This is a genomic window from Halegenticoccus tardaugens (assembly GCF_004116405.1).
GTDB lineage: Archaea > Halobacteriota > Halobacteria > Halobacteriales > Haloferacaceae > Halegenticoccus > Halegenticoccus tardaugens.
Map to the genome: position 1 here is coordinate 208,406 of NZ_SDIC01000001.1, position 25,487 is coordinate 233,892.

General features: G+C 70.1%; 26 protein-coding genes and 1 pseudogene. 7 read left to right on the top strand and 20 right to left on the bottom strand.

Annotation, left to right across the window (positions count from 1 at the left end; all coding sequences use genetic code 11):
- The first annotated feature begins 3 nt into the window (after nucleotides 1–3).
- The gene (locus C3L37_RS01115) at nucleotides 4–1,314 is read left to right on the top strand and encodes a M28 family peptidase (RefSeq protein WP_129112779.1); all 1,311 of its coding nucleotides are present in this window, start codon (nucleotides 4–6) and stop codon (nucleotides 1,312–1,314) included.
- A gap of 24 nt (nucleotides 1,315–1,338) precedes the next feature.
- On the opposite strand, the gene C3L37_RS01120 is transcribed toward C3L37_RS01115, so the two are convergent.
- From C3L37_RS01120 to hisS, 4 genes are all read right to left on the bottom strand, one after another.
- Nucleotides 1,339–2,016 carry an HAD family hydrolase gene (locus C3L37_RS01120; protein WP_129112780.1) on the bottom strand — a complete coding sequence of 226 codons (678 nt, stop codon included), beginning with the start codon at nucleotides 2,014–2,016 and terminating at the stop codon, nucleotides 1,339–1,341.
- Nucleotides 2,017–2,202: 186 nt separating this feature from the next.
- A complete protein-coding gene (gene truA, locus C3L37_RS01125; protein ID WP_129112781.1) occupies nucleotides 2,203–3,051 on the bottom strand; it encodes a tRNA pseudouridine(38-40) synthase TruA in 849 nt (282 codons plus the stop codon).
- Between the two features lie 129 nt (nucleotides 3,052–3,180).
- Nucleotides 3,181–3,615 (bottom strand): universal stress protein, encoded by a 435-nt coding sequence (locus C3L37_RS01130; RefSeq protein WP_129112782.1) that lies wholly within the window; start codon nucleotides 3,613–3,615, stop codon nucleotides 3,181–3,183.
- A 142-nt stretch (nucleotides 3,616–3,757) separates the two neighbouring features.
- Nucleotides 3,758–5,059: a histidine--tRNA ligase gene (gene hisS, locus C3L37_RS01135; RefSeq protein ID WP_129112783.1), complete on the bottom strand. Its 1,302-nt coding sequence runs from the start codon at nucleotides 5,057–5,059 to the stop codon at nucleotides 3,758–3,760.
- Between the two features lie 117 nt (nucleotides 5,060–5,176).
- Here hisS and C3L37_RS01140 point away from each other — a divergent pair, with 117 nt between their 5' ends.
- Nucleotides 5,177–5,626 carry a universal stress protein gene (locus tag C3L37_RS01140; protein ID WP_129112784.1) on the top strand — a complete coding sequence of 150 codons (450 nt, stop codon included), beginning with the start codon at nucleotides 5,177–5,179 and terminating at the stop codon, nucleotides 5,624–5,626.
- 45 nt (nucleotides 5,627–5,671) lie between these two features.
- On the opposite strand, the gene C3L37_RS01145 is transcribed toward C3L37_RS01140, so the two are convergent.
- From C3L37_RS01145 to C3L37_RS01175, 7 genes are all read right to left on the bottom strand, one after another.
- On the bottom strand, nucleotides 5,672–6,748 hold the full coding sequence (locus C3L37_RS01145; protein WP_228546071.1) for an S-adenosylmethionine:tRNA ribosyltransferase-isomerase: 1,077 nt from the start codon (nucleotides 6,746–6,748) through the stop codon (nucleotides 5,672–5,674).
- Nucleotides 6,745–7,452 (bottom strand): SDR family NAD(P)-dependent oxidoreductase, encoded by a 708-nt coding sequence (locus C3L37_RS01150; protein WP_129112785.1) that lies wholly within the window; start codon nucleotides 7,450–7,452, stop codon nucleotides 6,745–6,747. The genes C3L37_RS01145 and C3L37_RS01150 overlap by 4 nt, the downstream gene beginning before the upstream one ends.
- 130 nt (nucleotides 7,453–7,582) lie before the next feature.
- On the bottom strand, nucleotides 7,583–8,461 hold the full coding sequence (locus C3L37_RS01155) for a DMT family transporter (RefSeq protein WP_129112786.1): 879 nt from the start codon (nucleotides 8,459–8,461) through the stop codon (nucleotides 7,583–7,585).
- A 93-nt stretch (nucleotides 8,462–8,554) separates the two neighbouring features.
- Nucleotides 8,555–9,208: a DUF7411 family protein gene (locus tag C3L37_RS01160; RefSeq protein ID WP_129112787.1), complete on the bottom strand. Its 654-nt coding sequence runs from the start codon at nucleotides 9,206–9,208 to the stop codon at nucleotides 8,555–8,557.
- Between the two features lie 4 nt (nucleotides 9,209–9,212).
- On the bottom strand, nucleotides 9,213–9,563 hold the full coding sequence (locus tag C3L37_RS01165) for a DNA-binding protein (RefSeq protein WP_129112788.1): 351 nt from the start codon (nucleotides 9,561–9,563) through the stop codon (nucleotides 9,213–9,215).
- Nucleotides 9,564–9,658: 95 nt separating this feature from the next.
- On the bottom strand, nucleotides 9,659–10,114 hold the full coding sequence (locus C3L37_RS01170) for a 30S ribosomal protein S19e (protein ID WP_129112789.1): 456 nt from the start codon (nucleotides 10,112–10,114) through the stop codon (nucleotides 9,659–9,661).
- A 39-nt stretch (nucleotides 10,115–10,153) separates the two neighbouring features.
- Nucleotides 10,154–11,182 (bottom strand): lysylphosphatidylglycerol synthase transmembrane domain-containing protein, encoded by a 1,029-nt coding sequence (locus C3L37_RS01175; protein WP_129112790.1) that lies wholly within the window; start codon nucleotides 11,180–11,182, stop codon nucleotides 10,154–10,156.
- Between the two features lie 157 nt (nucleotides 11,183–11,339).
- Between C3L37_RS01175 and thiL the strand changes: the two genes are divergently transcribed.
- Nucleotides 11,340–12,221: a thiamine-phosphate kinase gene (thiL, locus tag C3L37_RS01180; protein WP_129112791.1), complete on the top strand. Its 882-nt coding sequence runs from the start codon at nucleotides 11,340–11,342 to the stop codon at nucleotides 12,219–12,221.
- A 105-nt stretch (nucleotides 12,222–12,326) separates the two neighbouring features.
- Here the strand turns inward: thiL and C3L37_RS01185 are convergent, their stop codons facing one another.
- The 4 genes from C3L37_RS01185 to C3L37_RS01200 form a co-directional block, all read right to left on the bottom strand.
- Nucleotides 12,327–13,457: a site-2 protease family protein gene (locus C3L37_RS01185; RefSeq protein ID WP_129112792.1), complete on the bottom strand. Its 1,131-nt coding sequence runs from the start codon at nucleotides 13,455–13,457 to the stop codon at nucleotides 12,327–12,329.
- Between the two features lie 246 nt (nucleotides 13,458–13,703).
- The gene (locus C3L37_RS01190; RefSeq protein ID WP_129112793.1) at nucleotides 13,704–13,958 is read right to left on the bottom strand and encodes a DUF7123 family protein; all 255 of its coding nucleotides are present in this window, start codon (nucleotides 13,956–13,958) and stop codon (nucleotides 13,704–13,706) included.
- Nucleotides 13,959–14,256: 298 nt separating this feature from the next.
- The gene (locus C3L37_RS01195; RefSeq protein WP_129112794.1) at nucleotides 14,257–15,072 is read right to left on the bottom strand and encodes a molybdopterin synthase; all 816 of its coding nucleotides are present in this window, start codon (nucleotides 15,070–15,072) and stop codon (nucleotides 14,257–14,259) included.
- Between the two features lie 53 nt (nucleotides 15,073–15,125).
- Nucleotides 15,126–15,830 carry a methyltransferase domain-containing protein gene (locus C3L37_RS01200; protein WP_129112795.1) on the bottom strand — a complete coding sequence of 235 codons (705 nt, stop codon included), beginning with the start codon at nucleotides 15,828–15,830 and terminating at the stop codon, nucleotides 15,126–15,128.
- Nucleotides 15,831–16,006: 176 nt separating this feature from the next.
- On the opposite strand from C3L37_RS01200, the gene pyrH reads away from it, so the two are divergent.
- From pyrH to C3L37_RS01215, 3 genes are all read left to right on the top strand, one after another.
- A complete protein-coding gene (gene pyrH, locus C3L37_RS01205) occupies nucleotides 16,007–16,723 on the top strand; it encodes a UMP kinase (protein ID WP_129112796.1) in 717 nt (238 codons plus the stop codon).
- Entirely contained in the window at nucleotides 16,720–18,405 is a 1,686-nt protein-coding gene (gene lysS / locus C3L37_RS01210) for a lysine--tRNA ligase (RefSeq protein WP_129112797.1), read from the top strand. The genes pyrH and lysS overlap by 4 nt, the downstream gene beginning before the upstream one ends.
- Nucleotides 18,406–18,558: 153 nt before the next feature.
- On the top strand, nucleotides 18,559–20,355 hold the full coding sequence (locus C3L37_RS01215; RefSeq protein WP_129112798.1) for a site-2 protease family protein: 1,797 nt from the start codon (nucleotides 18,559–18,561) through the stop codon (nucleotides 20,353–20,355).
- A 9-nt stretch (nucleotides 20,356–20,364) separates the two neighbouring features.
- Here C3L37_RS01215 and C3L37_RS01220 read toward each other — a convergent pair whose 3' ends face one another.
- Nucleotides 20,365–20,883: a PadR family transcriptional regulator gene (locus C3L37_RS01220; protein ID WP_129112799.1), complete on the bottom strand. Its 519-nt coding sequence runs from the start codon at nucleotides 20,881–20,883 to the stop codon at nucleotides 20,365–20,367.
- A 71-nt stretch (nucleotides 20,884–20,954) separates the two neighbouring features.
- Nucleotides 20,955–21,794, bottom strand: coding sequence for a formate/nitrite transporter family protein (locus tag C3L37_RS01225; protein ID WP_129112800.1), 840 nt, complete (start codon nucleotides 21,792–21,794; stop codon nucleotides 20,955–20,957).
- A gap of 176 nt (nucleotides 21,795–21,970) precedes the next feature.
- On the opposite strand from C3L37_RS01225, the gene C3L37_RS01230 reads away from it, so the two are divergent.
- Nucleotides 21,971–23,509, top strand: coding sequence for a heme-binding protein (locus C3L37_RS01230; RefSeq protein ID WP_129112801.1), 1,539 nt, complete (start codon nucleotides 21,971–21,973; stop codon nucleotides 23,507–23,509).
- A gap of 236 nt (nucleotides 23,510–23,745) precedes the next feature.
- Here C3L37_RS01230 and C3L37_RS25960 read toward each other — a convergent pair.
- The 3 genes and pseudogenes from C3L37_RS25960 to C3L37_RS01240 all read right to left on the bottom strand — a co-directional run.
- Nucleotides 23,746–23,928: pseudogene (locus C3L37_RS25960) on the bottom strand (HVO_2922 family protein); the annotation flags it as partial.
- A gap of 230 nt (nucleotides 23,929–24,158) precedes the next feature.
- Entirely contained in the window at nucleotides 24,159–24,302 is a 144-nt protein-coding gene (locus tag C3L37_RS24065; RefSeq protein ID WP_164974629.1) for a hypothetical protein, read from the bottom strand.
- Between the two features lie 50 nt (nucleotides 24,303–24,352).
- Nucleotides 24,353–25,411 (bottom strand): aldo/keto reductase, encoded by a 1,059-nt coding sequence (locus C3L37_RS01240; RefSeq protein ID WP_129112803.1) that lies wholly within the window; start codon nucleotides 25,409–25,411, stop codon nucleotides 24,353–24,355.
- Between the last annotated feature and the right edge of the window lie 76 nt (nucleotides 25,412–25,487).

Here is a 25,487-nt window from a genome sequence, read left to right on the forward strand (position 1 = left end):
GCCATGGACGAACACGCCGCACTGGGGCGCGCCTGGATCGACGACCGGCCGTGGAGGTTTCTGACGGATCTCACGAGCATCGAAAGCCGCATGGGCGGCAGCGCGGGCGAAACGCGCGCGGCCGATCTCGTCGCCGAAGCCTTCGAGGACGCGGGCGTCGAGGCGGTGCGCCGGGAGTCGTTCGCGGTGAACGAGTGGATCCGCGGGCGGACCGAGTTCGAACTCCTCGCGCCGCAGCGGCGGACGTTCGACGCCATCGCGCTGCCGTACTCGCCGGCGGGCGACGTCCGGGGGGAACTCGTCGACGTCGGCCACGGGACGCCGGCGGAGATCGACGAGGTCGACGTGTCGGGGAAGGTCGCGGTCGCGAGCACGACCACGCCCGCGGGGGGCCGGTTCGTCCACCGGATGGAGAAGTTCGGCTACGCCGTCGAGCGGGGCGCGACGGCGTTCGTCTTCGTCAACCACGTCCCCGGGCAGCTCCCGCCGACCGGCTCGCTCCGGTTCAACGAGGAGGCCGAGGCCGTCGCGGTCGGCGTGAGCAAGGAGACCGGCGCGTGGCTCGCGGAGTACGCCGACCGCGGCGGCGAGGTCCGACTGTCCGTCGAGGCCGAGACGGTGCCCGGCGAGAGCCAGAACGTGGTCGGGCGGCTGGGACCGGACACCGAGGACGAACTGCTTTTGGTCGCCCACTACGACGCCCACGACATCGCCGAGGGTGCGCTGGACAACGGCTGCGGCGTCGCGACGGTCGTCGCGGCCGCGCGGATCCTCGCCGAGATGGACCTCGACGTCGGCGTCACGGTCGCCGGCGTCGGCTGCGAGGAGATCGGGCTGCTCGGCGCGGAGCACCTCGCGGAGACCGTCGGTCCGGACCGCGTCCGGGCCGTGGTGAACGCCGACGGCGCGGGCCGGTTCCGCGACCTCGTGGCGATGACGCACGGCTCGGAGGCGACGAAGGGGGCCGCAGAGCGCGTCGCGTCGCGGACGAGACACCCGATCGCCGTCCGCGAGGAGCCGCACCCGTTCAGCGACCAGTGGCCGTTCGTGACGCGCGGCGTGCCGGCGCTGCAACTGCACAGCGACAGCGGCGAGCGCGGCCGCGGCTGGGGGCACACGCACGCGGACACGCGCGACAAGGTGGACGACCGAAACGTGCGGGAGCACGCGATGTTGACCGCGCTGCTCGTCGCCGAACTCGCGCGGAGCGACCTCCCGCGGCTCGACCCCGCGGCCCTCGCCGGGGCGTTCCGCGAGGCGGAGTTCGAGACGGGGATGCGAGCCGCCGGGCTGTGGCCCGAGGCCTGGGAGTGACGGCGGACTGCGGCCGTCCGCTCGCTACTGGCGCAGGGGCTCGCGGCCGACGAGCGGGAGGAGGTCCGACAGCGTCTCGATCTCGTGCGTCGGCTCGGCGACCAGTTCGTACTCGGCGCGGTGGCCCCGGCGGATGAAGGCCACGTCGAGGCCGGCCCGATCCGCCGCGAGCACGTCGACGTTGCTGTCGCCGACGTACAGCGCGCGCTCCGCGCCCAGCTCGTCGACCGCGCGTTCGAGGTAGTACGGCTCGGGCTTCCGCCGGCGGAAGCCCTCGATCGTCGGCTCGCGCCCGTAGGCGACCGAAAAGAGACCGTCGAGGTCGAACGCGTCGAGGACGTGCCGGACCGTCGCGTGCTGATTGTTGCTCACCACGCCGAGGTCGAGGTCGTCGTCCGCGATGTCATAGAGCGCCGACACGTCGTCGTACAGCGGCTTGGCCCCGGACTCGATCGCGAGGCGTTGCGCCTCGGCCGCCTGCGCCTCCCGCCGCGGCCAGAACGCCTCGGGGTCGATACCGTGCAGGTCGCAGACGCGACGGATCTGCGTGAGGCTGCCGTGGATCACCCCGTCGACGCCCTCGACCGTCGGTTCGGCGTCGAACTCGGCGAACGCGGCCTCGACCGCCGCGCGAACCACGTCCGTCCGCGTCAGGTGCGTCAGGACGCCGTCGTTGTCGAGGACGATCGCGTCGTACGTCACGGTCGCCACCTCTCGTCCGCCGCTCCGGCCGCGCCGCGGTCCGCCGCCGCGCGCGAACCGCCGAGGGCGCGCGCGGTCCGGGCGGCCCGCGTTCGAAATCCAAACATGCTCGTCCGGTACTGGACGCTAGCTCCATAATTACTTTGCTCAATATATAGCGATAGCCCTACCGCCGCGTCAGGAGCGCTACTTTGGATCTTTTCCGACAGGATCGAAGGAATCGATTCCGGCGAGTCCGCCGCGGACGGCGTCGGCGACGCGCGCCGCGACCCGGCCGGCGACGTACCGCTCTCCGAACGCCTCGCGTGCGCTCTCCGCCGCGTCGCGGTCCGCGACGAACTCGACGCCGGGGTACTCGACCCCCGTCAGCACGAGCGGCGTCGGCGGGGCGGGCGCGACGCCCGCCGGACCGTCGAGCGCGTCGGGGCCGAGCACCCGGTCGATCGTCGAGCGGTCGGCCTCGCCCGCGGCGACGGCGTGGACGACCGAGACGATCCGGCGGACGAGTTCCCGGGCGAAGCCGTCCGAAGCGACCCGGACCACGAGGAAGTCGCCGTCGCGCTCGATCGAGCCGGCGAGGTCGCGGACGGTGTTCCGGTCGTCGGGCGTCAGGTTGTGAAAGTCGTGTTCGCCGCAGAGCGCGGCGAGCGCGTCCCGCGCCCGCCCGTCGTCGACGGCCGGCGCGTAGAGGAAGTAGGCGTACGCCCGTCGGACGGCGTCGTGGGTCGCGTGGAAGTCGGCGGCGACGTCGGCGCTCGCCCACGCGCGGACGCTGGCCGGCAGACGGCTGTTGAGCGCGCGCGGCGAACACCAGTCGGGGCAGTCGAGGGCGACCGTCTGGGCGACCGCCGAGACGCCCGCGTCGGTCCGGCCGGCGGCCGCGTAGCCCGCCGGTTTCGGCGCGTCCGCCGCGAGGACGCCGAGGTCGCGGAGGGCGTCGAAGAGCGCGTCCTCGACCGTCGGCACGTCCGGCTGTCGCTGGAAGCCGTGAAACGGACGACCGTCGTAGGCGACGCGGAAGGCCCGTCTGCTCACGGTGGGGCGTTCGGTCAGCGTCGGGTTAAGCGGCGCGTTCGATCGGCGTCGGTTCGCGCGGTGCGATCGCTCCCGATCCCGGCGGGCGCTCGCTCGCGGCGGTCGCGGCGGCCGTCCGTCGCGCCGGGGTCACTCGTCGGGGTGATAGCGAACCGTCAGCACGGGCGCGTCGGACGTTCGGACGACGCGCGCCGTGACGCTCCCGAGCAGGTACCGTTCGAGGCCGCGACGCCCGTGCGTTCCCATGACCACGAGGTCGATGTCGTGTTCCCGCACGTACTTGGTTATCACCCGCTCGGGCGACCCGGGAGTCACCTCCGTCTCCACGGGGACGTTCGCCTCCGCCGCCGCCTCGGCGACGCGCTCGACCGCCCGCTCGCCCTCCTTTTCGAGCTCCTCGGCGAAGGCCGGGAAGTTCACGTCGACGGTGCCGTACGCCGCGGTGTCCACGACGTACAGCGCGTGCAGCGTCGCGCCGTACTCCGCGGCGAGGTCGACCGCCCGCTCGACCGCGCTCTCTGCGGCGTCGCTCCCGTCCGTCGGAATCAGGATGCGTTCGTACATGTCGTCCTCCGTGAACGGGTTCGACCGCGGAAGAGTTAAGAGTGGCTACCGGTTCCCGCGGCGGGGGAATTGCGCGGCGACCCGTCGGGACCGCGCGACGAGTTCGCGGCGGCGGCTCGCCGATCGCGGCGCTGATCGCCGATCACGCCGCGAAGTCGTCGTACGAGGGCGCGTCGCGGTCGCCCGGGAAGTCGTCGACCGGCGCGGTCGTCTGCTCGCCCGAGGCCATGTCCTTGACGGTCACCTTGTCGTTTTCGAGGTCGCGCTCGCCGACGATGACGACCGTCCGGGCGTTGACGCCGTCGGCGTACCCCATCTGCGCGCCGAAGCTCCGGCCGGCGACGTCCGTCTCGACGACGTTGTCCCGCTCGCGGAGGTCGCGGGCGATCCGGGCCGCCGTGGGGCGCGTGTCGCCGACCGAGAGCACGTAGTAGTCCGTCGAGAGCGCCTCGTCGGGCCAGACGTCTGCGTTCTGGAGGAGGAGTTGGAGGGTGGCGTCGCCGAGTGCGACCCCGACCGCGGGCGTCGGCCGGCCGCCGAAGTCCTCGATGAGGTCGTCGTACCGGCCGCCGCCGAAGACCGCGCGCGACACCCCGCCGGTCGTGTCGAAGCACTCGAAGACGACCCCGGTGTAGTAGTCGAGCCCGCGGGCGGTTTCGAGCGAGAGGGTGCAGTACTCGCGCGCGCCGAAGTCGTCGGCCGCGTCGAGGACGGCCCGCAGGTTGCCGACCGCGTCCGCGACCCGGTCGGTGCCGGCGAAGTCCGTGAGTTCGTCGAGATCCCCCGATTCGAGGAGCGAGTCGAACTGTCGGGCCTCGTCGTAGTCGAGGCCGGCGTCGACGAGCAGGTCGTGGTACTCCTCCTCCGCGATCTTCGCGCTCTTGTCGACGGCGCGGATTGCGGCGCGGACGTCCACGTCGGCCTCGAACGAGGCGAGCAGGCCGCCGAGGATGTCGCGGTGGGAGACGCGGAACTCGAACTCCTCGCCGGTGAGGCCGAGGTCCGTCATCGCGTCGGCGGCGAAGGCGAGGACCTCCGCGTCCGCGGCCGGATCCGCCGAGCCGAACACGTCCACGTTCGTCTGGTAGAACTCGCGGAACCGGCCCTGCTGGGGCTCCTCGTACCGCCAGAACGGCCTGGTCGAGTACCACTTGATCGGCTTCGACAGCTCCTGTTGCTTCGCGACGACCATCCGCGCGACGGTCGGCGTGAGTTCGGGCGTCATGGCGACCTCGCGGCCGCCCCGATCCGTGAACGAGTACAGCTCGTCGACGATCTCCTCGCCCGACTTGTCGACGTACATCCGGGTCCGCTCCAGCGCCGGCGTGCCGACCTCGCGGAAGCCGTAGCGGCGCGCGGCGGACTCCGTCGCGTCGACGACCGTCCGTCGCGCCCCCATCTCGCCGGGGTAGAAGTCGCGGAATCCCTTGAGTCGCTCGTACATTGTATTGCGTCGTGGTTCGCACAGCGGCCGCTTGAAGGCTGTCCTTTGGGGGCGGAGAACACCCGTCGCCGATCCTGAACAACGACTATCAGTCAGGGACGCCATTTCCCAACCGAAATGACACTACTGGTGCCGTTTGACGGCTCGGCGCTCTCGGAGGCGGCCCTCGCGCGGGCGACCGAGTTCGGTGGACTCATGGACGAGGAGGTCGTCGCGCTCACGGTGATCCCGGAGGACGCGGACTACGCGCTGGAACGCGGCTGGATCGGGGAGGCCGAACCGTTCGACGTGGAGACCGTCGAGGGGTCGATGCGCCAGCGCGTCTCCGAACTCGCGCCGGAGGCCACGTTCCGGACGGCGATCCCGCAGGGCGACGACCCGACCGCCACGCAGGCGATGGACGTCGCGCGCACCGTCCGCGAGGTCGCCGCCGACGTCGGTGCCACCATCGTGTTCGTCGGGAGCGAGAACGCGGGCCGGGTCTCCGCCCCGCTGTCGAGCGTCGGAAACCCGATCTCGGAGGACCCGCGGTACGACGTGCACATCGTCCGTCACGCCGGGCGGTAGGGCGGCTACGTCGGTCGGCGGAACGGGCGGCGGGAGGGCGGGCGACTACCGCTCGGGCAGCACGAGGTGGCTGTCGCCGAACTCGTGCCACAGGTACCCCGCCGCGATCGCCGCGTCGTACGCCCCGCGGATCGTCTCCCGGCCGGCGATCGCGTGCAGCATCGCGAGGTGCGTCGTCTCCGGGTCGTGCATCCCGGTCAGGAGACCGTCCGGCACCGCGACCCCGCGTCTCGGGGTGACGAACGCGCGGGTGAATCCGCTCGCCGGTCGGACGCTCCCCCCGTCGGCGTCGAACGCGCTTTCGAGCGCCCGAACGACGGTCGTCCCGACGGCGACGACCCGACGCCCGTCGCGCTTCGCGGCGGTCACCGCGCGGGCCGTCGCGGCGGGCACTTCGAACGGCTCGCCGTACAGCGGATTCCAGTCGTCCTCGCAGCCGCACTCCAGCGCGTCGTACTCGACTTCGAGGCTCGACACCCCCGCGTGGAGCGTGAGCGTCGCGATTCCGACCCCCGCCCCCCGGAGTCGCTCTACGACCCGTTCGGTGAACGGTCGCGCGGCCGACGGCATCTCGGCGCTGCCGGGGCGCGCGGCGAAGTGCGTCTGGTAGGCCGAAAGCGGCTGCGGTTCCGCGAGGTAGCCGTAGCGGATCGGCTCGCCGGCGTCGACCATCGCCTCCCGGAGGTCGCCGTCGAACCGGACGAAGGTGAGCCTCGGGATCTCGGGATAGTGGGCGACGACGCGGCCGACGAGGGCGGAGACGGAGATTTCGTCGCCCGGCCGCAACCCGATCGGCCCCGGCTCGGCCGGCCCGAACCGGGGTTCGACGAGCCACAGGCCTCCCCCGTAGTCGGTCGAGGCGTTCAGGAGGAACTCGCCGTCCGGCCCCGTCGCCGGGAGGCTGGCCGCGAGCGTGCCGCTGTCGTTGACGACGAGCAGATCCCCCGGATCGAGGAACTCCGCGAGTTCGAAAAAGCGCGCGTGGGCGTGCTCGCCGCCGCGGCTGACGAGCAGGCGCACGTCGTCGCGGGCGAGACCCCGCGCCTCCGGGGGTAGGGTCGCATCCAGTCCCGACGGCCGATCGAAGCTGAAGTCCGCGAGCTCCATCCCGACGTCCGTCACGCCTCCCACCTCTCGCCTTGCGCTTCGAACCGCCGCCCGGTGACGTCGAGCGGGTCCCTGCCGAGCAGCCACGCCCAGAACGGGAGTGTGATCTCGGGCAGCGGACGATCCGAGATATCCTCGCCCGGAAACGCCCGCTGGTGCATGTCCGTCCGCAGGTCGCCGGGGTCGACGCTCGCGACACCCACCTCGGACTCCTCGGCGGCGAGCGCGCGCGTCAACTGGTCGAGCGCGGCCTTGCTCGCGCCGTAGCCACCCCAGCCGGGGTACCCCTCCACGGCGGCGTCGCTCGTCACGTTCACGACCAGCCCGCCCGCCTCGCGCAGCGCGGGCAGGAGCGCCCGCGTCAGCGCCAGCGGCGCGACGACGTTCACGCCGAGCACGCGCTCGAACTCGTCGAGGGGGTACTCCGAGAGCGGGGGGAGCGGCGACGGGCCGAGCGCGGAGGCGTTGTTCACGAGCAGGTCCAGCGAACCGCGAGCCTCGACCAGTTCGCGGAGTTCCGCGCGGTGGTCGGGATCGGCGACGTCGCCCGCGACGGCGACGACCCTGACCTCGAACGCGGCGAGCGCGTCGGCCCGCTCGTCGAGCGCCGTTTCGTCCCGAGCGGTGACGACGAGGTCGTACCCGAGTCCGGCGAGGAACGCCGCGAGAACGGCACCGTGCCCCTTACTCGCGCCCGTGACGAGGGCGAGAGGTGGCATCAGGACCCCCTCGACCCGCGTCGTTTCGAACCGTCGGCGAATCGCTCACGAGTGACTTCCATACCGTACGCGAGGCTCGCGGGCGGCTTAACGGCGCGCTGAATTCGGATTCAGTAAGGGATTCGTCGCGTCACAGCGCGATGAGCGACACGCCAACGACCGCGAGCACCGCCGCGCCGAGCCGCAGTCGAAACGCCTCCTCGCGGAGGACGATCCCGCCGAGCACCACGGCGACGATCGCCTGCGTGTTGATGACCGGCGACGCGATGCTCGCGGGGACGGCCGCGAAGGCGAGGGAGGTGACGTGCTCGCCGACGGCCACCGCCGCGCCCGCGGCGGCGAGCTTCGGTGCGTCCCGACGAACCGTCTCCGGCCACGACCGGAGGGCCGCGGGCAGGAGCACGACCAGCACGCCGCCGAGGAGGACGAGCACCCACGCCTGCAGCGGCAGGCCGAGGTCCTGGAGCGCGAGCCGCTTGCCGATGTCGCCGACGGCGAAGCAGGCGGCGCTCGCGAGCGCCAGTTGCGCCGCGCGCGACGTCGCCGCCTTCCGGATCGGCGCGAGCAGACTGCCCGACCGGTAGTTCGCGACGTACACCGCGAGCGTGGCGACGAGGACGCCGACGAGCTGTACCGGCGTGAGGTGCGCGCCGAGCAGCCCGATCTCGATCGGGAGCACGAACACGGGGACGATCTTGTTGATCGGCGCGACGTACGACACTTCGCCGACCTCCAGCGCCCAGAGGAAGACGACGAGCGCCACCGCGATCGAGACGACGGTGACGAGCACGACGCCGGCCGTCGCGAGGGTGGCGTTCGAAACGGCGTCGGCGACGGCTCCGCCGGGGAGCGTCGCGGCCGCGAAGGGGAGGTACCAGACGATCGCGAAGCCGTAGACGAGAACCGAGAGCGCCGTCGCGGGATAGTCGTCGAAGTAGCGTTTCAACCCGAACAGGTAGCCGCCCCACACGAACGCCGCGACGACGGAGTAGGCGATGCCGATGTCCACGGTCGACGTTCAGGCGACGGCGTGAAGAGCGGTTCGGATCGACGGCGCACGCGGGAGAGCGCACGGCCTCGGATGCGCCCGGGGTCCGGAACCTCAATCGCCTCTGCGGCCGCGGACGTACGTCTGCTCGTGGGCGGGAAACACCTCGGCCACCGCCTCCGGGCCGTGTCGTTCACCGAGCAAGTGGCGGAGCTCGCCCTCGTAGTCGGACTTCGGGATCGACTCGCTCGGACCGGATTCGACGGCGAGCGTCGAGGCGACCAGCCGGTCGACCGCCCGGCGGCCGAAGCCGGAGAGCGGGGCGAGGTAGTCGACGCCGTGGCGGTCTTCGAGGCTCTGCGCCTGCGCGCGCGACACCGTCGGGACGCGGTCGTCGCGGCGCGTGCCGTCAGCGACCGCGGCGACGCCGTCGGACGAGCGAAGCGAGTTCGACGAGCTGCCGTTCGCTTCGCTCGCGTCGTCGCCGAGCTCCGCGACGGTTTCGAGCGCGTGCTCGTGGACCCGCTGGATGCCGTTTCGCGGGTAGCCGTCGGCGAGCATCCGGTCGATCGCCTCCGCCGCGACGGCCTCGTCCAGTTCGACGGTCTCGAACGGGTAGCCGAGGCTCTCGGCCGCCCGCGCGGCGTGTTTCCAGTCGTCCGTCGCGCCGAAGTGCGCCGTGACGAGCGTCACGTCGTAGAACGAGTCGAGGAGGAGGGCGGCGAGCGAGGAGTCCTTGCCGCCGCTGTAGAGGAGCGCGAGCTCCATTCGGTCACCGACGGCGGATGTTGAAGCTCTTCGAGTCGGGCTTGAGTTCGCGGAGCAGGTTCTTCATCTGCTCCTCGTCGATCTTCCCCTGGACGCGGCCGCTCTGTGCGAGGGCGACGATCTGTCGTTCGACCTGCTCCGCGAAGTCGGGTTTGCTCATCTGGACGGCGTTGAGCCGCTGGCGAGCGCCGTCGGTGAGGAACTGCCGGAGCAGCGCGTCCTTCTGGGCCTCGGCCTGCTGGCGCGCGGCCTCCTCGGCCTCGCCGCCCTGCTCTTCCTGCGCCTGGTCCTGCAGCTCCTGCATCTTCTGCCGGCGCAGCTCCTCCAACCGTTCGTCGTCGGGATTTCCGCTCATACGTACACAGTTCCCGGTAGGACAGGAAAACGGTTACGGACGCGAAACGCGGGGGCGTTCGGTCGGTTCCAACGCTGACGTCCGGCGAAAATCGGCTACGCGTAGCGTTCGAGGTCGGGGCGGTCGAGCCGCTCGAAGGCGGCCGCGGCGGCGTCGTCGAGGAAGCTGCGGCCCTCGGGCGTGATGCGGCGTCCCTCGCCCTTCGCGGTCTCGACGAGCCCCTCCTCTTCGAGCTGCTGGAGCGCGGTCCGGACGATCTTCTTGCCGCCGGTCTCCTTTCGAGCCTTCGCGACGCGGTAGCGGTTCGTGCCGCGCTTTCGGCCGCCGTACTCGACGGCGAGGCGCTCGATTCCGATGGGGCCCTTGATGGCGACCTTGCGGAGGACGCTCCCGGCGCGGACGTACCAGAAATCGTCGTCCTGCGGCGGAAGCTCCCGGTTCGCTCCGGTCTTCGAAAACTGCATCCACTCGGGCTCCTCGATTCGGTCCTCGAGGCGATCGGAGAGCTCCGCGATGAGCTCGTCCGTCGGGACGTCGTAGAGGGTTACCATGGCTACGAGTTCTTGAGGACGCTGTTTAAACCCATCGTATTAGGGCCGTTCCCGGACGCCGACGACGCCCATCACGGCTCCGCCGATGAGGATCGGAACCCAGTAGACGGCGCCGCGGTAGATGACGACCGCCGCGAGCGCGATCGGCTCCGTGACGGCAGGGCCCGTGGCCGCGAGGAGCAACACGACGAGCATGCTCTCGATGCCGCCCGCGCCGCCCGGGAGCGGCGTCACGCCCGCGATCGCCGCCATCGGGACGACGAACAGCGTGATCGAAAGCGGGATCGACGCGCCGATGGCCTCGAAGGACAGCCAGAGGCCGAGCATCTGGAAGGCCCAGCCGGTCGTCGACAGGAGGAGCGCCATCGCCAGCCCCCGCGGATTCAGCGCGACGCGCTCGATCGCCTGAAAGAACCGGCCGACGCGCCGCTCGATGCTCGCCGCGCTCGGCGCGGAAACGCGCGGGAGGACGCCGGCGATCCTCTGAATGGCTGGCGTGACGCGACGAACGGCGCGGCGTTCGAGGGAGTACCGCCGCTGCCAGCCGACGTAGATGAGCGCGGGAACCGCGACCCCGAGGACGACGACCGCGCCGACGGCGAGTTCGAGGTTCCGCCCGAGGGTCGTCTCGGTCGCGAAGTATCCCACGCCGATGAGCGCGAGGCTCATCGAGGGCACGAAGTTGAGGGTGTCGACGCTCGCGATGGCCGCGAGGCCCGTCTCGTACTCCGCGTCGGCCGTCCTGGAGATGAGAAGCGCCGTCACGGGCTCGCCGCCGGCCTGCCCGAACGGCGTGATGTTGTTCGAAAACGTCGCCCCGGCGAAGACGAGAAACGCCTTTACGGAGGAAATTTCGACCCCGAGCACCGCAAGCACCGTCCGTAGCGCCAGGCTCCAGGCGGCGAGCCACCCGATCGTCACGAACACGACGAGGGCGACGGTCGCGGCGTCCGCGGCCGAAAGCTGCGCGACGAGGCGGTCGACGCCGACGAAGGAAAACAGGATCGCGAACACGACGAGCGCGCCGGCGAACCCCACTACCGTCGTCCGAATTCTCTCGCCGACCATGCGGCCGAATCGGCCACCGACGGCATTAAGCCACCGAAAGGAGTCAGCACCCGTCTCCCGGTTTTTCGGCGCTTCTCCCCGGTGGAGGACCGCCCGCCGAGCGGTCGGAACGGGACCTCCGGAGTCTTTACCACGTCGCCGCCGCAACCGCCGAGGCATGGACGAGCGCACGGCCCTGCGCGCGATCGCGGCGGCGCTCCCGGCGGCCGGCGACGACGCCGCGGTCGTCGACGGCACGGTCGTCACCACCGACATGCTGCACGAGTCGACGGACTTCCCGGCGGGGACGACGCGCTACACCGCGGGGTGGCGGTCGGTCGGCGCGTCCCTGTCGGACGTGGCGGCGATGGGCGCGACGGCGACGGCGGCGGTCGCGGTGTACGCCGCCCCCGCGTTCGATCCGGCGGAACTCGACGCGTTCGTCCGCGGGGCGCGGGACGTCTGCGAGGCGGTCGACGCCGAGTACGTCGGCGGCGACCTCGACGCGCACGACGAGTTCACGGTCGCGACCACGGCGCTCGGCGAGGCGGCCGATCCCGTCCGTCGGTCCGGCGCGTCGCCGGGCGAGGCGGTCTGCGTCACGGGGACGCTCGGGCGCAGCGCCGCCGCCCTCCGCTTTTTCGAACGCGGCGACGCGGATCGCGGAAACGAACTCTTCCGCTTCGAGCCGCGCGTCGCCGCCGGGCGGGCGCTGCGCGGCCGCGCGACCGCGATGATGGACTCCAGCGACGGGCTGGCGCGGTCGCTCCACCAGCTCTCGGAGGCGAGCGGCTGCGGCTTCGCGGTCGACGGGGACAGGCTCCCGATCGATCCGAGCGTCGAGGAGGTAGCCGCGGACGACCGCGACGAGCGCGAGCGTGCCGTCCACTTCGGGGAGGACTTCGAACTCGTGTTCACCCTTCCCGCGGACGCGTACGAGGCGGCGCGGGGGGCGTCGCCGACCCCGATAACGCGGATCGGCCGAACGACGGCGGAAGGGACGGTGACGATGGACGGAACGAAGCTTCCGGATCGGGGGTACACGCACGCGCGTTCGTAAAAGCGGCGGTCGATGGGGGTAACGGGCCGATCACCGGGAGTCCACATCAAAGCCCCTCCCTCAGGGAGCGAGCGGCGTATGCCGCGAGCGAGCAGGGAGGGTAGTTTACTGGAGTTGGATCGGCACGAGCATGAAACAGAGGAGACCGAGCCCGAAGGTGAACAGGCCGACGAGCTGTCGCTTCCAGCCGATTCCGGTCTCGTCGATGGGGTCCGCCGGCCCGTTGAAGGCGATGAACGTCGAGAAGAGCCCCCAGAACGCCCACAGGCCGACGGACTCGTTGATCCCGAAGCCGCGCACGTAGTAGAGGTACCCGGACAGGCCGAACAGCGCGAGCGGGACGAGCGCCGCGACCGTCTCCTGTCTGTCGCCGATCATCGCCCGGACCATGTGTCCGCCGTCGAGTTGGCCGACCGGGAGGAGGTTGAGCACGGTGAAGAACATCCCGACCCAGCCGCCGATGATGACCGGGTGGACGGTGTTCGGCGGCGGGTAGTCGGTCGGCTGTCCGATCGCGGCGGCGATGAGCTCCAAAAGCGGCGGGTTGTTGAAGTAGATGACCTCGCCGCCGCTCCGTAACACCTGCCGGGGAACCTCGAACGGTCCCAGCGAGAGACCGACGACGGTCACGACGATCGTCGCCGCGAGGCCCGCGAGCGGGCCGGCGACGCCGATGTCGAAGAGCGCCTTGCGGTCCGGCATCTGCCCGCGCATCCGGATGATCGCCCCCATCGTTCCGAACGGGAGGATGAACGGGATGACGTACGGCAGGGACACGTCCACCCCGTGGTACCGAGCCAGCGCGTAGTGGCCGAGTTCGTGTATCAGGAGGACGCCGAGGACGGCGGCCGTGAAGGGCCACGCGGCGAGCGCCGCGAGGGGATCGTCCGCGATCGTCGAGACGGGAATGTAGTACCACGCGGTCGCGCCGACGAAGAGCGTCGAACACACCGTCGCGACGAGGAGGAGGAGGTTCATCCACGGGACCCCTCCGATCCCCGTGTCGACGGGCGTGGCGACGAGCACGTCCTGCGAGTCGCGCGTGCGGGCCACCTGCACCTCGTACCCGGCGCGGCGGAACGCGGGCCAGACCTCGCGAAGGAGCATTCGCTCTGGGACGAGCGATTCGCCGTAGTAGAACACGCGTTCGCCGTCGCGGCGAACGTCTCGGAGGTGAAAAACCGATCGGAGCGCGTCGACGGCGCGACGATCCGACGGCCGGTCTACCCGATCCATTTAGCGTGAGTACGGGCGGCGGCTGTATAAATCCGGTGTCGCGCCTTCATCGGTCGAAAAACGGCGTCGAATCGCGTGGAATTCGGGTGTCAGACTGGCGTGTCGGACGGACCGCCGGGATCGACGTCGCCGACCTCGGCGGCCCGCGAGCGTCGAGACGGAACGGGCGCGGTCGAGACGGAACGGCTCGACCGCCCCGGCGAGATCGCGGGGACGTGCAGGGGAGAACGGGGACGAAAGCGCCGTTCAGGCGACGTCGGCCGGTCGAATGCGCCACGTGGTCGCGCTCGTGTACGACCACTTTTCGATGGTGAGGTCGGTCGCGGAATCGCGGAGTTTGACCATCAGCGCGCCGATCTCCTTCGGCGAGAGACCGACTTCGTCGGCGATGAACTTGCTCTTGAAGTAGAGCTCGCCGTCCTGCGCCTTGTCGACGAGGTATCGCTTCAGGCGTTCTTCTTTGGGAAGACCGTCCGCGGGGCCGTGTGCAGTTGCGCTCATGTCGTGTGACCTCGATCACTCGTCCCGCGGTCGGGATGTTATAAAGGGAGGAATATTGGGATCGCTTCGGTTTCCTTCGGTTACATTCGACCTGAACGCGCGTAAAATGGTCACTTTAGGACGTTTTTCTGGGAGCCGAGACGTTTTATGCGGCGCTCTACACAATACTTTCTGAATCAAATAAAAGAAATATCGTAATACATAGTTTCTTACTAATTACTTCGGATACGTAGTCGTAACGGATGATATTGCCGATTCAGGCTCGGTTCGACGACGGCGCGCGCCGAGGGTCGCTCCGCTACTCGCGGTCGTGGACCCAGAACTCCTCTTCGACCGTCGTCTCCTTCTTGAAGATCGGCACCTCGTCTTTGAGCCGGTTGATGCCGTCCTCGACGGCGCGGAACGCCTCCTCGCGGTGGTCGGCGAGCACGACGACGAACACGATGTCCTCGCCGTCGTCGATGACGCCGGTTCGGTGGTGCATCGCCACCTCCTCGACGCCCTCGCGCGACGCGATCTCCCGACCGATCGCCTCCATCCGGGGTTCGGCGACCCCTTCGTACTTCTCGAACTCCAGCCTCACCGTCCTGGCGTCGTCTTCCGCGTCCTTCGCGCGGACGCGCCCGGTGAACGTGGCGACGGCGCCCGCACGGTCGGCCCCCGGCGACCGCTTCACCCGATCGACGAGCGACCCGAGCGTGACGCGCGGTTCCGCGTCGTCGAGCCGCGCCGCGAGCTCGTCGAGGTCCGCCTCGGCCGCGCTCTCGGCGACGAAGAGCGCGCCGTCCGACCGAGCGTCGTCGGGGCGTTCGTCCTCGAACTCCGCGTCTCCGACGACGGCGGTCGGCAGGCGGGCGTCGTCGAAGCCGGTGACGAGGGCGTAGTCGTACTCGGGAGCGAGCGAGTCGAGGAGTCCGTCGAGGGGGCGCTCCGCCCCCGCGGCGACCCACGACCCGTCAGATGCGAGACCGTACGACGCGGTCGTTCCCGGCGTTTCGGCGTCGGGGTCGGTCTCGGGGAGTCGTTCGACCGTCGCGACGCGCCCGTCGAGGCGACGGACGAGCCGGGCGACCGCCTCGTCCGCGTCCGAGCCGACGAGAGAGAGCACGTGCATACCCGCAATCGGGCGGTGGACGGGCTTTAGTGTTGCTGGCCGGTCGGCCGCCGTCAGCGGGAGACGACGAGCGTTTCGGTCGCGCCGCGCTGAAATTCGAACGGAACCGGCCGGCGTTCGGTCGCGTAGCCGTCCGCTTCGAGCGTCCGCCGCAGATCGTCGAGTCGGCCGTACTCCGCCGCGTCGAACCCGACGAGCGGGAACACCCGGAGTTCGCCGGCGGCGACGCGGGCGAGTTCGCGGAGGGCGTCGCGGTGGAAGGCGTGATCGAGGCGGTCGTCGTACAGAAACAGCAGGTGCGCCGACAAGACGAGATCGAAGCTGTCGTCCGGGAACGGAAGGTCCGGCAGCGCCGCGCGGACGTACCTGCTCGGGCTGTCGGCGTAGTCCGCGAGGAACCGCTCCGCCGCGGTCCGGCGGTGCGATTCGAGCGTCCCGACGTCGCCGTAGTAGCCCCACTCGTAGAGGTGCTCGACGCCCGAGAGCGCGTCGACCGCTCGCTCGACGTCCCGCTCGCACCGGGTCGCGAGGTCGTCCGGCGGCGGCCCGTAGAGCGCGTCGACGGCGACCGCCTCGCCACTCCGGGCGGCGGTTTCGGCGATGAACGAGCAGGCTCCCCCGGGGCAATCGAGCACCCGAATCCCCGCGACGCGGTCGGGATCGAGATCGAACATCCGGCGGTACTCCTCGAAGATCCGACCGATGAAGGCGAAATCGTCGATTCGGTAGCGGTCGCCCGCGGAATCGTCGTCAGCCATGATCCGCACTATCGTACATCAATGCATAAAGCTAGTGTTTAATGTACAATTCCATTCGGTTACGTTTGCCGAGCGGACGACCGTCCGGCTGACCGCGGTCGGCCCGAAACACGTCGGCGAGTCGACCGTCTTCGAGTTGACAACCCTTAAGGCCGACTCACAGCAATCCGTGCGCAATGAGAGTCGTGGTTTCTATCGGGGGAAGCGTGCTCGCGCCGGAACTCGATCCCGGTCGCGTCGAGGGGCACGCCGCCGTCGTCGAATCGCTCGCGCGGGAAGGCTGTGAGATCGCCGCCGTCGTCGGCGGCGGCGGCGTCGCGCGCGAGTACATCACGGCGGCGCGCGATCTCGGGGCGAACGAGGTCCAGCTCGACCAGATCGGCATCGACGTGACGCGCATCAACGCGAGACTGCTCATCGCGGCGCTCGGAGAGCGCGCCGACCCGACGCCGGCGTACGATTACGACGAGGCGGGCGACGCGATCCGCCGCGGCGACATCACGGTCATGGGTGGCGTCATGCCCGGGCAGACGACCGACGCCGTGGCCGCGGCGCTCGCCGAGTACGTCAACGCCGACCTGCTCGTGTACGCGACGAGCGTCGACGGCGTCTACAGCGCGGACCCGCGATCGGACGACGGCGCGGAGAAGTTCCCCGAACTCACGCCGACCGAACTCGTGGAGGTCATCGTCCCGATGAGCCGCGACGCGGGCTCGTCGGCCCCCGTCGACCTCCTCGCGGCGAAGTTGATCGAGCGATCGGGCATGCGAACGATCGTCCTCGACGGGACCGACCCGGCCCGCGTGGAGGCCGCCGTCCTCCGCGGCGAACACGGCGGGACCGACATCGTCCCCGAGAGCGGGGGCGAACCGAGCTACTGGGCGCAGCGATGAGCGACGTCGGCGACGGAGCGGGGGAAAACGGGACGGGCGGCGAGGGGGACGAGGGGGGCGAACGGAGCGAGCGGAGCGAGCGGCGACACCGCGCCTTCTGGGCGGACGAGGTCGCGGACGAGGTGGAAGCGCGCGACCCCGACGAGCCGATCGTGATCAAGGGCGGCGTCTCGCCGTCCGGGGTCGCCCACCTCGGCAACTTCAACGAGATCATGCGCGGGTACTTCGTCGCGGAGGTGCTCCGCGAGCGCGGTCACGAGGTTCGGCAGGTGTTCACGAGCGACGACAGGGACCCCCTCCGGAAGCTGCCACGGAAGCTGGCCGACGAGGACGGGACCATCGTCGGCCTCGGCGACGTGGACGCGGGCGCGCTCGGCCGCAACCTCGGGAAGCCGTACACCGACATCCCCGATCCGTTCGGCGAGGCCGAGTCGTACGCCGCCCACTTCGCGTCGCTCCTGAAGGCCGACGCCGACCGCCTCGGCGTCCCGGTCGAGATGGTGTCGAACACCGAACTGTACGAGTCGGGCACGTTCGAGGAGGCGACGCGCACCCTGCTCGAACGCGCGGACGTCGCGCGCGAGGTCCTCTCGAAGTACCAGCGCAAGGTCGACGACGAGTACGTCCCGTTCAACCCGATCTGCGAGAACTGCGGGAAGGTCACGGAGACCGTGACCGACGTCGACCTCGACGCGGGCACCGTCGACTACGTCTGCACCGACATGGAGGCCGGCGACCGGACGATCGAGGGCTGCGGTCACGAGGGAACCGCGACGCTCCGGGAGGGTAAGCTCCCGTGGCGCTTCGAGTGGCCCGCCCAGTGGCAGGTGCTCGGGGTCGACTTCGAGCCGTTCGGCAAGGACCACGCCGAGGGATCGTGGCCGAGCGGCGAGGACATCGCGCGAAACGTGCTCGGGATCGAGCCGCCGGTGCCGATGGTGTACGAGTGGTTCACGCTCAACGGCGAGCCGCTTTCCTCGTCCGCGGGCAACATCGTCACCGTCGCCGAGGTGCTCGACCTGCTCGAACCCGAGGTGCTTCGGTACTTCTTCGCCCGGAACCCGAAGCGCGCGAAGGACTTCGACGTCGCCCGCCTCGACCTGCTCGTGGACGAGTTCGACCGCTTCGAGCGCGTCTACTTCGACGAGGAGGACGACCCGAAGCTGAAGGGCCTCGCGGAGCGCGCCTACCCGATGCTCGTCGACGAGGTCCGATCGGAGCGCGTCCGCCTGCCGTACACCTTCGCGGCGGTCCTCGGGATGACGGACGACCGCGACCTCCGCGAACGGATGGCCCGCAATCAGGGTCACATCGCGGACGACACGCCCGAGTGGGCGGTCGACGAGGCGCTGGAACGGGTCGAACGCGCGAGGACGTGGGCCGAGCGGCTGGACAACCAGTACAACTACCGCCTGCAAGCGACCCTCCCCGAGGTCGAGTTCGACGCGCCGACCGAGGCGGCGCTGTCCGACCTCGCGGATTTCGTCGAGGATGGGCACGCGGGCGAGGAGATACAGGGGGAGATCTACGAGGCCGCGCGCCGGCACGACGTCGAGGTCGGCGACCTCTTCGAGGCCGGCTACCGGCTGTTCTTCGACGCGACGCAGGGGCCGCGGCTCGGGGAGTTCCTCGGCGAACTCGACCCGGCGTTCGTGGTTGGGCGTCTCCGCCGAACGGAGTGAGCCGAAGGCTCGTCACGAGTGAAACGAAGTGGCGGTGTGTTCGTCGAACGGAGTGAGCCGAAGGCTCGTCGGAACGTAATTCCGACGACGTCTCCGTCCGCCGGGACTGGCCAACCCGAACGCATTTGCCGCTCCCCCGCCTCCGATTTTTCAATGAACACGCTGTTCTGGGTGCTCGCCGGCGTGCTCGCGTACTCAGTCGTCGCGCTCTCGCTGCAATCTCGCGGCCTGCTCCCGAGCTCGGTCCGGGTGCAAGGGCCGCTCACGACGATCCACACGAAGCGCGGTCGCGACTTCCTCGACTGGCTCGCGCGGCCGAGGCGGTTCTGGCGGGCGTGGTCCAACGTCGGCGTCGGCATCACGGTCGTGGTGATGGTCGGCTCGTTCTTCCTCCTCATTCAGGCGGCGCTCACGACCCTTCAGAACCCCCAGCAGACGTCCGTCAACCAGCCGCAGAACTTCCTCGTCATCCCCGGCGTCAACGACTTCCTCCCGCTGTCCGTCGCGCCGGAGATCGTCCTCGGACTCCTGATCGGCCTCGTCGTCCACGAGGGGGGCCACGGGCTGCTCTGCCGCGTCGAGGACATCGAGATCGAGTCGATGGGGGTGGTGCTCCTCGCGCTGCTCCCGATCGGAGCCTTCGTCGAACCCGACGAGGAGAGCCAGCGCGAGGCCGACCGCGGCGGGCGAACGCGGATGTTCGCCGCCGGCGTGACGAACAATTTCGCCGTGACCGTCGTCGCCTTCGCGCTGCTTTTCGGCCCCGTGGTGGGGTCGATCGCGGTCGCGCCGGGGGTCGCGGTCGGCGGCGCGTACGACGGCGCGCCCGCGGCGACTGCGGGCGTCGAGGACGGCGACCGGATCACCGCCGTCGACGGCCGATCGGTGTCGAACGAGGGCGAGTTCGACGCCGCGCTCCGGGACGCGCCCGACCGGACGGTGTCGGTGACGGTGAACGGCGGCGAACGGACCGTCGACGTGCGACGCTCCGTGGAGATCGTCGACTCGGTGCCCGGCAACGCCGCAGACCTGTCGGTTTCGCCCGACGAGCCGGTCCGGATCACCGCCGTCAACGGAACGCAGGTGACGACCATGTCCGAGTTCCGGTCGGCGGTCGGAAACGACACCTTCGCGCGTCTGTCCACCTCCGAGGGCGAAATCACGATCCCGGTCGGCGCGACGGTCGCGAACGTCCAGCCCGAGGGGCCGCTGGCCGAGGCCGGCGCGCCGACGAACGGAACGCTGACGATCACCCGGATCGACGGCGAGCGGGTGACCGACGCCGACGAGCTCGGTCGCGTCCTCGACGGGACGGGGCCGGGGGAGACGGTCGAGGTCGAGGCGGTGACGGCCGACGGACGCGAGACGTACGACGTCGAACTCGGCGAGAACCCGCAGGATGGCAGCGGCTTCCTCGGCGTCACCCTCCTGCCCGGGACGGGCGGGCTCAGCGTCACCGACTTCGGGATCCAGGAGTACCCAGCCGGGACGTACCTCGCGCTGCTCGGCGGCGACCCCGGCGCGGGCGGCGGCGACACCCCGCTCGCGGGCGCGGTGGACTCGTTCCTCGGACTGGTGTACCTCGCCCTCGTCCTGCCGCTCGCGAGCGTGTTCGGGCTGCCGTACAACTTCCCCGGCTTCACCGGCGAGGTGACGAACTTCTACGTCGCCCAGGGCGGCCCGGTCTCGTTCCTCGGCGGCGGGGTGTTCCTCCTCGCGAACGTCCTCTTTTGGACGGCGTGGATCAACCTCCAGCTCGGGCTGTTCAACTGCATCCCCGGCTACCCCCTCGACGGCGGCAGGATCCTCCGAACCGGCACCGAGGCGGTCGTCTCCCGACTGCCGGTCAGCGAACCCTACGCGCTCGTGCGGACGATCACCACCTCGATCGGCCTGACGATGCTGGCGGCGCTCATCCTCATCGTCTTCGGGCCGCAGTTGCTGTCGTGAGCTCCGCGGTCACTCCGTCGCGATTCCGCGCCCCTCGTAGAACGCTTCCGGCGTTCCCTCGACCCGTTCGAAGGGTCCGAAGTCGCGCTCGTGGTGGCGGATCATCTGTTCGACGATCCACGCGCTGAACGCCTCGTCGAAGCACCAGCCGTCGCCTGCGCGCTCGATCTCGAACCGATCGTCCGTGGCGAACGCCACGTACACGTGGTAGAAGCCGAGGATGACCTCTGCGAAGTCGCGCGCCTTGGAGCCGCACTCGCCGCGCTTGTCGTCGAGCGCGTCGCGGCCCGCCGCCGTGAGCGCGAAGTACTTCCGGTCGGGTTCGTCCTCGCGTTCGACGCGCTCTGTCCACCCTTCCTCTTCGAACTTGTACAGGATTGGGTAGACGGAGCCGTACGACGGCTCCCAGTGGCCGCCGCTCACCCCCCGAATCTCCTTCAGAATCTCGTAGCCGTACCGCGGCTTTTCGTCGAGCAGTTCGAGAACGAGATAGGAGACGAGGCCTTTCGGCGGACCGCTCTTCCGCATTAGCCCCCGTTCAGACCGACGTCGTGAAAGGGTTTCGGTTGTGGACACCGGACGCGGCCGCCCCCGGTCGTTCAGTCGTTCATCTCGGTTTCGGGGTCGAAGTCGACGTCGACCTTCTCGCCGGCGAGGGCGACGTGTCCGTAGTTGAGCAGCGCGACGAAGACCCCGCCGCCGACGACGTTGCCGATGGTCGTCCACGCGAGGACCGTCGCGAACTGCGCGGGCGTCACCCCCTGACCGAGGAACATCGCGGCGAGCATCTCCGTCGATCCCAGCAGGGCGTGGTGGAACGGTCCGAATCCGATCGCCGCGGTGGTGAGGAGCACGAGGACGACGCGGGAGATGGCGTCGAGGCTGGCCGCGACGAGCCACGTCGCGAGGCCCATCAGCCACCCGGCGACGACGCCGCTCAGGAGGATCACCCACCAGGGGTACGGGACGACGGCCTGCGCGATGGTCCCGAACGCGGACGGCTGGACGACGCCGAGCGCCGGACCGAGGCCGGCGATGAGCCCGGCGAACAGCGCGCAGCCGACGAGATTGGAGACGTAGACGACGCCCCAGAGCCCGAGGAGTTCGCGGAGCGTCGCGCGGCCGTCGAGCACCGGGATGACGGCCATCGTCGTGTGGGCGGTGAAAAGCTCCGTCTGGCCGAGGATGACGAAGACGAAGCCGACGGAGGACAGCGCCGCGAGGACCCCTTGCTCGACGAGCGACGAGGAGAACCCGCCGGCGTACGAAAGCGCCATGCCCATGAACAGCGCGCCGAAGCTCACGTTGAGTCCGGCGGAGATGCCGGAGAGGAACACGCCCTTCGCGGGGCGATTGATCTCCTTCAGCGCGTTCTCCATCTCCTGTTCGAGGATACGTCGGTACGACAGCGTCGCGCCCGTTGGCTCGTCGGATGACATCGGAGAGGGTCGTGGGGCGTCAAACGCGTGGCCCACGCAAAACGGCTACGGCTCTTTCGGCGGCCCGGACGGCGACCGAACGCGGCGTAACTCGGAACGCGGGGCGACCCGGGGCGCGCGCCCGCCGACGGCGCGGACTCAAAAGGTCCTTGGTCGCACCCTTCCAAGGCGGACGTATGCCAGAGCCGCCACAGACCGCCGAAGGCTGGTACGCGCTGCACGACTTCCGCACGGTCGACTGGGACGCGTGGCGAGCCGCCCCCGACAGGGAGCGCGAGCGGGCCGTCGCCGAGGGCGTCGAGTACCTCGAATCGCACGAGGCCGTCGAGGACGCGGCGGAGGGCGCGTCGGCCGCGTTCGGGATGCTCGGGCACAAGGCCGACCTCCTGCTCATCCACTTCCGACCGGCGCTGGACGACCTCTCCGCCGCCGAGCGTCGGTTCGAGCGCACCGCGTTCGCCGGGTTCACGGACCGCGTCTCGTCGTACGTCTCCGTCACCGAGGTGAGCGGCTACGTCTCGGACGACTACTTCGAGGACGACGCGGACGAGGTCGACGAGGGGCTGCGCCGGTACATCGAGGGGAAGATGAAGCCGGACATCCCGGACGACGAGTACGTCAGCTTCTACCCGATGAGCAAACGCCGGGGGGAGGAACACAACTGGTACGACCTCCCGTTCGACGAGCGCGCCGACCTGATGTCGGCCCACGGCGACACCGGCCGGAAGTTCGCCGGGAAGATCAAGCAGGTCATCGCCTCCAGCGTCGGCTTCGACGACTACGAGTGGGGCGTCACGCTCTTCGCGGCCGATCCGACCGACATCAAGGACATCGTCTACGAGATGCGGTTCGACGAGGTCTCCTCGAAGTACGGCGAGTTCGGGGCGTTCTCCGTCGGCCGTCGCTTCCCGCCGTCGGATCTCGGGGCGTTCCTCGCCGGCGAGCCGGTGCCCACGAGCGCGCACGGCGGCGAGCGCGCCCACCCGCACGCCGAGGGCGATCACTCACACGCGGAAGGCGGCCACCCCCACGACGCGGGCGAGTCGCGCGGACACGAGGACGGACGCCACGGCGAGGGTGGCCACCACGGCGGCGCGGGACACCGCGGCGACGAGACCGCCGGCGACGACGCGGGCGACATCCGGGGCGAACTGGAGGAGCTGAACGTCTACGCCGGCAAGCCGCACGGCGAGGACGTGTACGCGACGGTGCTGTACTCCGAGGCCGACCCCGAGGAGCTGTTCGACGAGGTGGCCGGCCTCCGGGCGAACTTCGACCACTACGGCACGCACGTCAAGACCGCCGTCTACGAGGCCGACGGGCGCGGCCGGTCGGCGGTCGTGAGCGTCTGGGAGACGGGGAGCGCCGCGGAGACGGCGGCGGGCTTCCTCTCGGAGCTTCCGGGGATCGTCAGCCGGGCCGGCGAGGAGTCCGGCTTCGGCACGATGGGGATGTTCTACACCGTCAAACCGGAGCGCCGCGAGGACTTCGTCGAGAAGTTCGGCGTCGTCGGCGACCTCCTCGACGACATCGAGGGCCACCACGACACGGACCTGATGGTCAACCGGGAGGACGAAAACGACATGTTCATCGCCAGCCAGTGGCGCTCGAAGGAGGACGCGATGGGGTTCTTCCGAAGCGAGGCGTTCCGCGATACGGTGCAGTGGGGCCGGGACGTGCTGGCCGACAGGCCGCGGCACGTCTTCTTGGCCTGACGTTCTCGATCTAATGCGGGCGAAGCCGACGGCCGAGCGCCCTTTTTGGCCCAGCTTTTTCGAGGAGCGGTTCCCGCAGCGAGCCGATTTTCGGCGAGCGAGGAAACCCGCCGCTGAAAATGGTGGCGCGGGCACGTCTTCTTGGCCTGACGTTCTCGATCTAATGCGGGCGAGGCCGACGGTCGATCGGGAGCGGCGATCGATTGCGGTCGGGACCGGATCGCTCGACGCCGTCCCTATTTCACCTCTTCTACGGGCGCGCCGGCCGCGTTCGCCTTGACGCTCCGGATTCCCTTTTTCGCGCCCCCCTTCGTCGCGTAGCCCTCGCCGCCGTCAGCGATGACGTTGCCGTTGTCGTGGCGCAGTCGCCAGCGCCACTCGTCGGCGCGGTCGCGGTACAACTCGAACGTGGCCCGCGATTCGGGCGTCTCCTCGGCTTCGACGGGGGAGGCGCTTTCGGCCGTGGCGGTCGCCCCGACCGCCGCACCGTCGGCCGTCGAGCCGGCGGTTCCGGCGTCCGGCGTCTTCCGGCGCTCGTCAGCGTTCGTCGCCGCGGTCTCCAGCGTCTCGCCGTCCACGTCCACGCGGACGGTGACGTCGATTCGGTCGTCTTTCATACCTCTCTGTTGTTCCCGCGCGGGGAAAGGTTTCACACCGCCGCGCCGTCGCCGATGGTCGCGCCGCCGTCTCGCCGCCGCGTCGGTTCCGCGACCGGCGCGACGTCGCCGTCCGCCGCCCGGACGTGACGGTGTCCACGACTCTCTCGGAACTCAACGCGAAACGAAGGGGTCACAATACGAACGAAGGGGGTCGAAACACGAGCCGTTCCGCCGCGGTTCGAGGTCAGTCGCCGGCGGCCCGCTTGTCCACGCCGGCCGCGCGGATGTCGTCGCCGCCGACCGACGAGCGCAGCGAGTCCATCCCGTCGTCGCGGGTGATCCCGAAGTTCTCGGCGTACAGCTCCTCGACGCGCGCCGCCTCTTCGGCGGAGAGCGACGGCGTGTCCGGCGCGGCGGCCCACTCGTCGATGTCCGCGATCGTGCGGAAGGTTGGCGTGACCGCGGAGACCGCGTCGTGGCTGAGCAGCCACTGGATCGCCGCCTGCCCCATCGTCCGCTCGCCGTCGCGTTCGAGGAACCGCAGGGTTTCGAGCTTCTCCCAGCCGGTCTCGTACCACACGTCCGGCCGGAAGCCGCGGTGGTCGCCCTCGCCGAGTTCCGTGTCGGGGCGGACCTGCTCGTTCAGCAGCCCCGACGAGTGCGGGACGCGCGCGACGACGCTCGTGTCCGCGTCCGACGCCTCGATGTAATCGAGGACGCGCCGCCCGGGGACCTGCTCGAAGACGTTGAACACGGTCTGGACCGCGTCGAAGCCGAGGTCGACGGCGCGCTCGTGCTCGGCGAGCCAGCCGATCGACGGCCCCATCGCCCAGCCGAGCGCGTCGACGACGCCCTCCTCGCGGAGCGCGTCGAGCGTCTCCATCACCTCCGGCGTCACCTCGTCGACGTTGGCGTTGTGGAGCTGCAGGAATTCGACGTGGTCGGTTCCGAGCCGGTCGAGGGAGCGCTCGACGCAGGTGCGGATCCACTCGGGTTCGAGCCGCTTCGGGATCTCGCCGTGGCCGGCCTGCGGGTTGTTGTAGAAGTCGTAGCCGACCTTCGTCGCGAGCGTCACCTCGTCGCGGTGCTCCGCGAGCGCCTTCCCCAGTAGCGTCTCGCTGTCGCCGTGGCCGTACACGTCGCCGGTGTCGAAGAACGTGATCCCGCGGTCGAGCGCGTGCTGGACCATCTCGACGGCCTGCTCCTCCGTCCGGTCGCCCCACCAGTCCGTGCCGACGACCCACGCCCCGAAGCCGACCTCGCTCACTTCGACGCCGGAGTCACCGAGCGTTCGGTACTTCATGGCGCCGGGTACGGAGGGACGGCACTTATCGACCGTGGTTCGGCCGTCGATCACGTATCGATCGCCGTTCGATCGT

Coding starts and splice junctions, on each gene's coding strand:
- C3L37_RS01115 (WP_129112779.1), top strand. CDS start 4: ATGGACGAACACGCCGCACTGGGGCGCGCCTGGATCGACGACCGGCCG.
- C3L37_RS01130 (WP_129112782.1), bottom strand. CDS start 3,615: ATGTACGAACGCATCCTGATTCCGACGGACGGGAGCGACGCCGCAGAG.
- hisS (WP_129112783.1), bottom strand. CDS start 5,059: ATGTACGAGCGACTCAAGGGATTCCGCGACTTCTACCCCGGCGAGATG.
- C3L37_RS01140 (WP_129112784.1), top strand. CDS start 5,177: ATGACACTACTGGTGCCGTTTGACGGCTCGGCGCTCTCGGAGGCGGCC.
- C3L37_RS01150 (WP_129112785.1), bottom strand. CDS start 7,452: ATGCCACCTCTCGCCCTCGTCACGGGCGCGAGTAAGGGGCACGGTGCC.
- C3L37_RS01160 (WP_129112787.1), bottom strand. CDS start 9,208: ATGGAGCTCGCGCTCCTCTACAGCGGCGGCAAGGACTCCTCGCTCGCC.
- C3L37_RS01165 (WP_129112788.1), bottom strand. CDS start 9,563: ATGAGCGGAAATCCCGACGACGAACGGTTGGAGGAGCTGCGCCGGCAG.
- C3L37_RS01170 (WP_129112789.1), bottom strand. CDS start 10,114: ATGGTAACCCTCTACGACGTCCCGACGGACGAGCTCATCGCGGAGCTC.
- C3L37_RS01175 (WP_129112790.1), bottom strand. CDS start 11,182: ATGGTCGGCGAGAGAATTCGGACGACGGTAGTGGGGTTCGCCGGCGCG.
- thiL (WP_129112791.1), top strand. CDS start 11,340: ATGGACGAGCGCACGGCCCTGCGCGCGATCGCGGCGGCGCTCCCGGCG.
- C3L37_RS01185 (WP_129112792.1), bottom strand. CDS start 13,457: ATGGATCGGGTAGACCGGCCGTCGGATCGTCGCGCCGTCGACGCGCTC.
- C3L37_RS01190 (WP_129112793.1), bottom strand. CDS start 13,958: ATGAGCGCAACTGCACACGGCCCCGCGGACGGTCTTCCCAAAGAAGAA.
- C3L37_RS01195 (WP_129112794.1), bottom strand. CDS start 15,072: ATGCACGTGCTCTCTCTCGTCGGCTCGGACGCGGACGAGGCGGTCGCC.
- C3L37_RS01200 (WP_129112795.1), bottom strand. CDS start 15,830: ATGGCTGACGACGATTCCGCGGGCGACCGCTACCGAATCGACGATTTC.
- pyrH (WP_129112796.1), top strand. CDS start 16,007: ATGAGAGTCGTGGTTTCTATCGGGGGAAGCGTGCTCGCGCCGGAACTC.
- lysS (WP_129112797.1), top strand. CDS start 16,720: ATGAGCGACGTCGGCGACGGAGCGGGGGAAAACGGGACGGGCGGCGAG.
- C3L37_RS01215 (WP_129112798.1), top strand. CDS start 18,559: ATGAACACGCTGTTCTGGGTGCTCGCCGGCGTGCTCGCGTACTCAGTC.
- C3L37_RS01220 (WP_129112799.1), bottom strand. CDS start 20,883: ATGCGGAAGAGCGGTCCGCCGAAAGGCCTCGTCTCCTATCTCGTTCTC.
- C3L37_RS01225 (WP_129112800.1), bottom strand. CDS start 21,794: ATGTCATCCGACGAGCCAACGGGCGCGACGCTGTCGTACCGACGTATC.
- C3L37_RS01230 (WP_129112801.1), top strand. CDS start 21,971: ATGCCAGAGCCGCCACAGACCGCCGAAGGCTGGTACGCGCTGCACGAC.
- C3L37_RS01240 (WP_129112803.1), bottom strand. CDS start 25,411: ATGAAGTACCGAACGCTCGGTGACTCCGGCGTCGAAGTGAGCGAGGTC.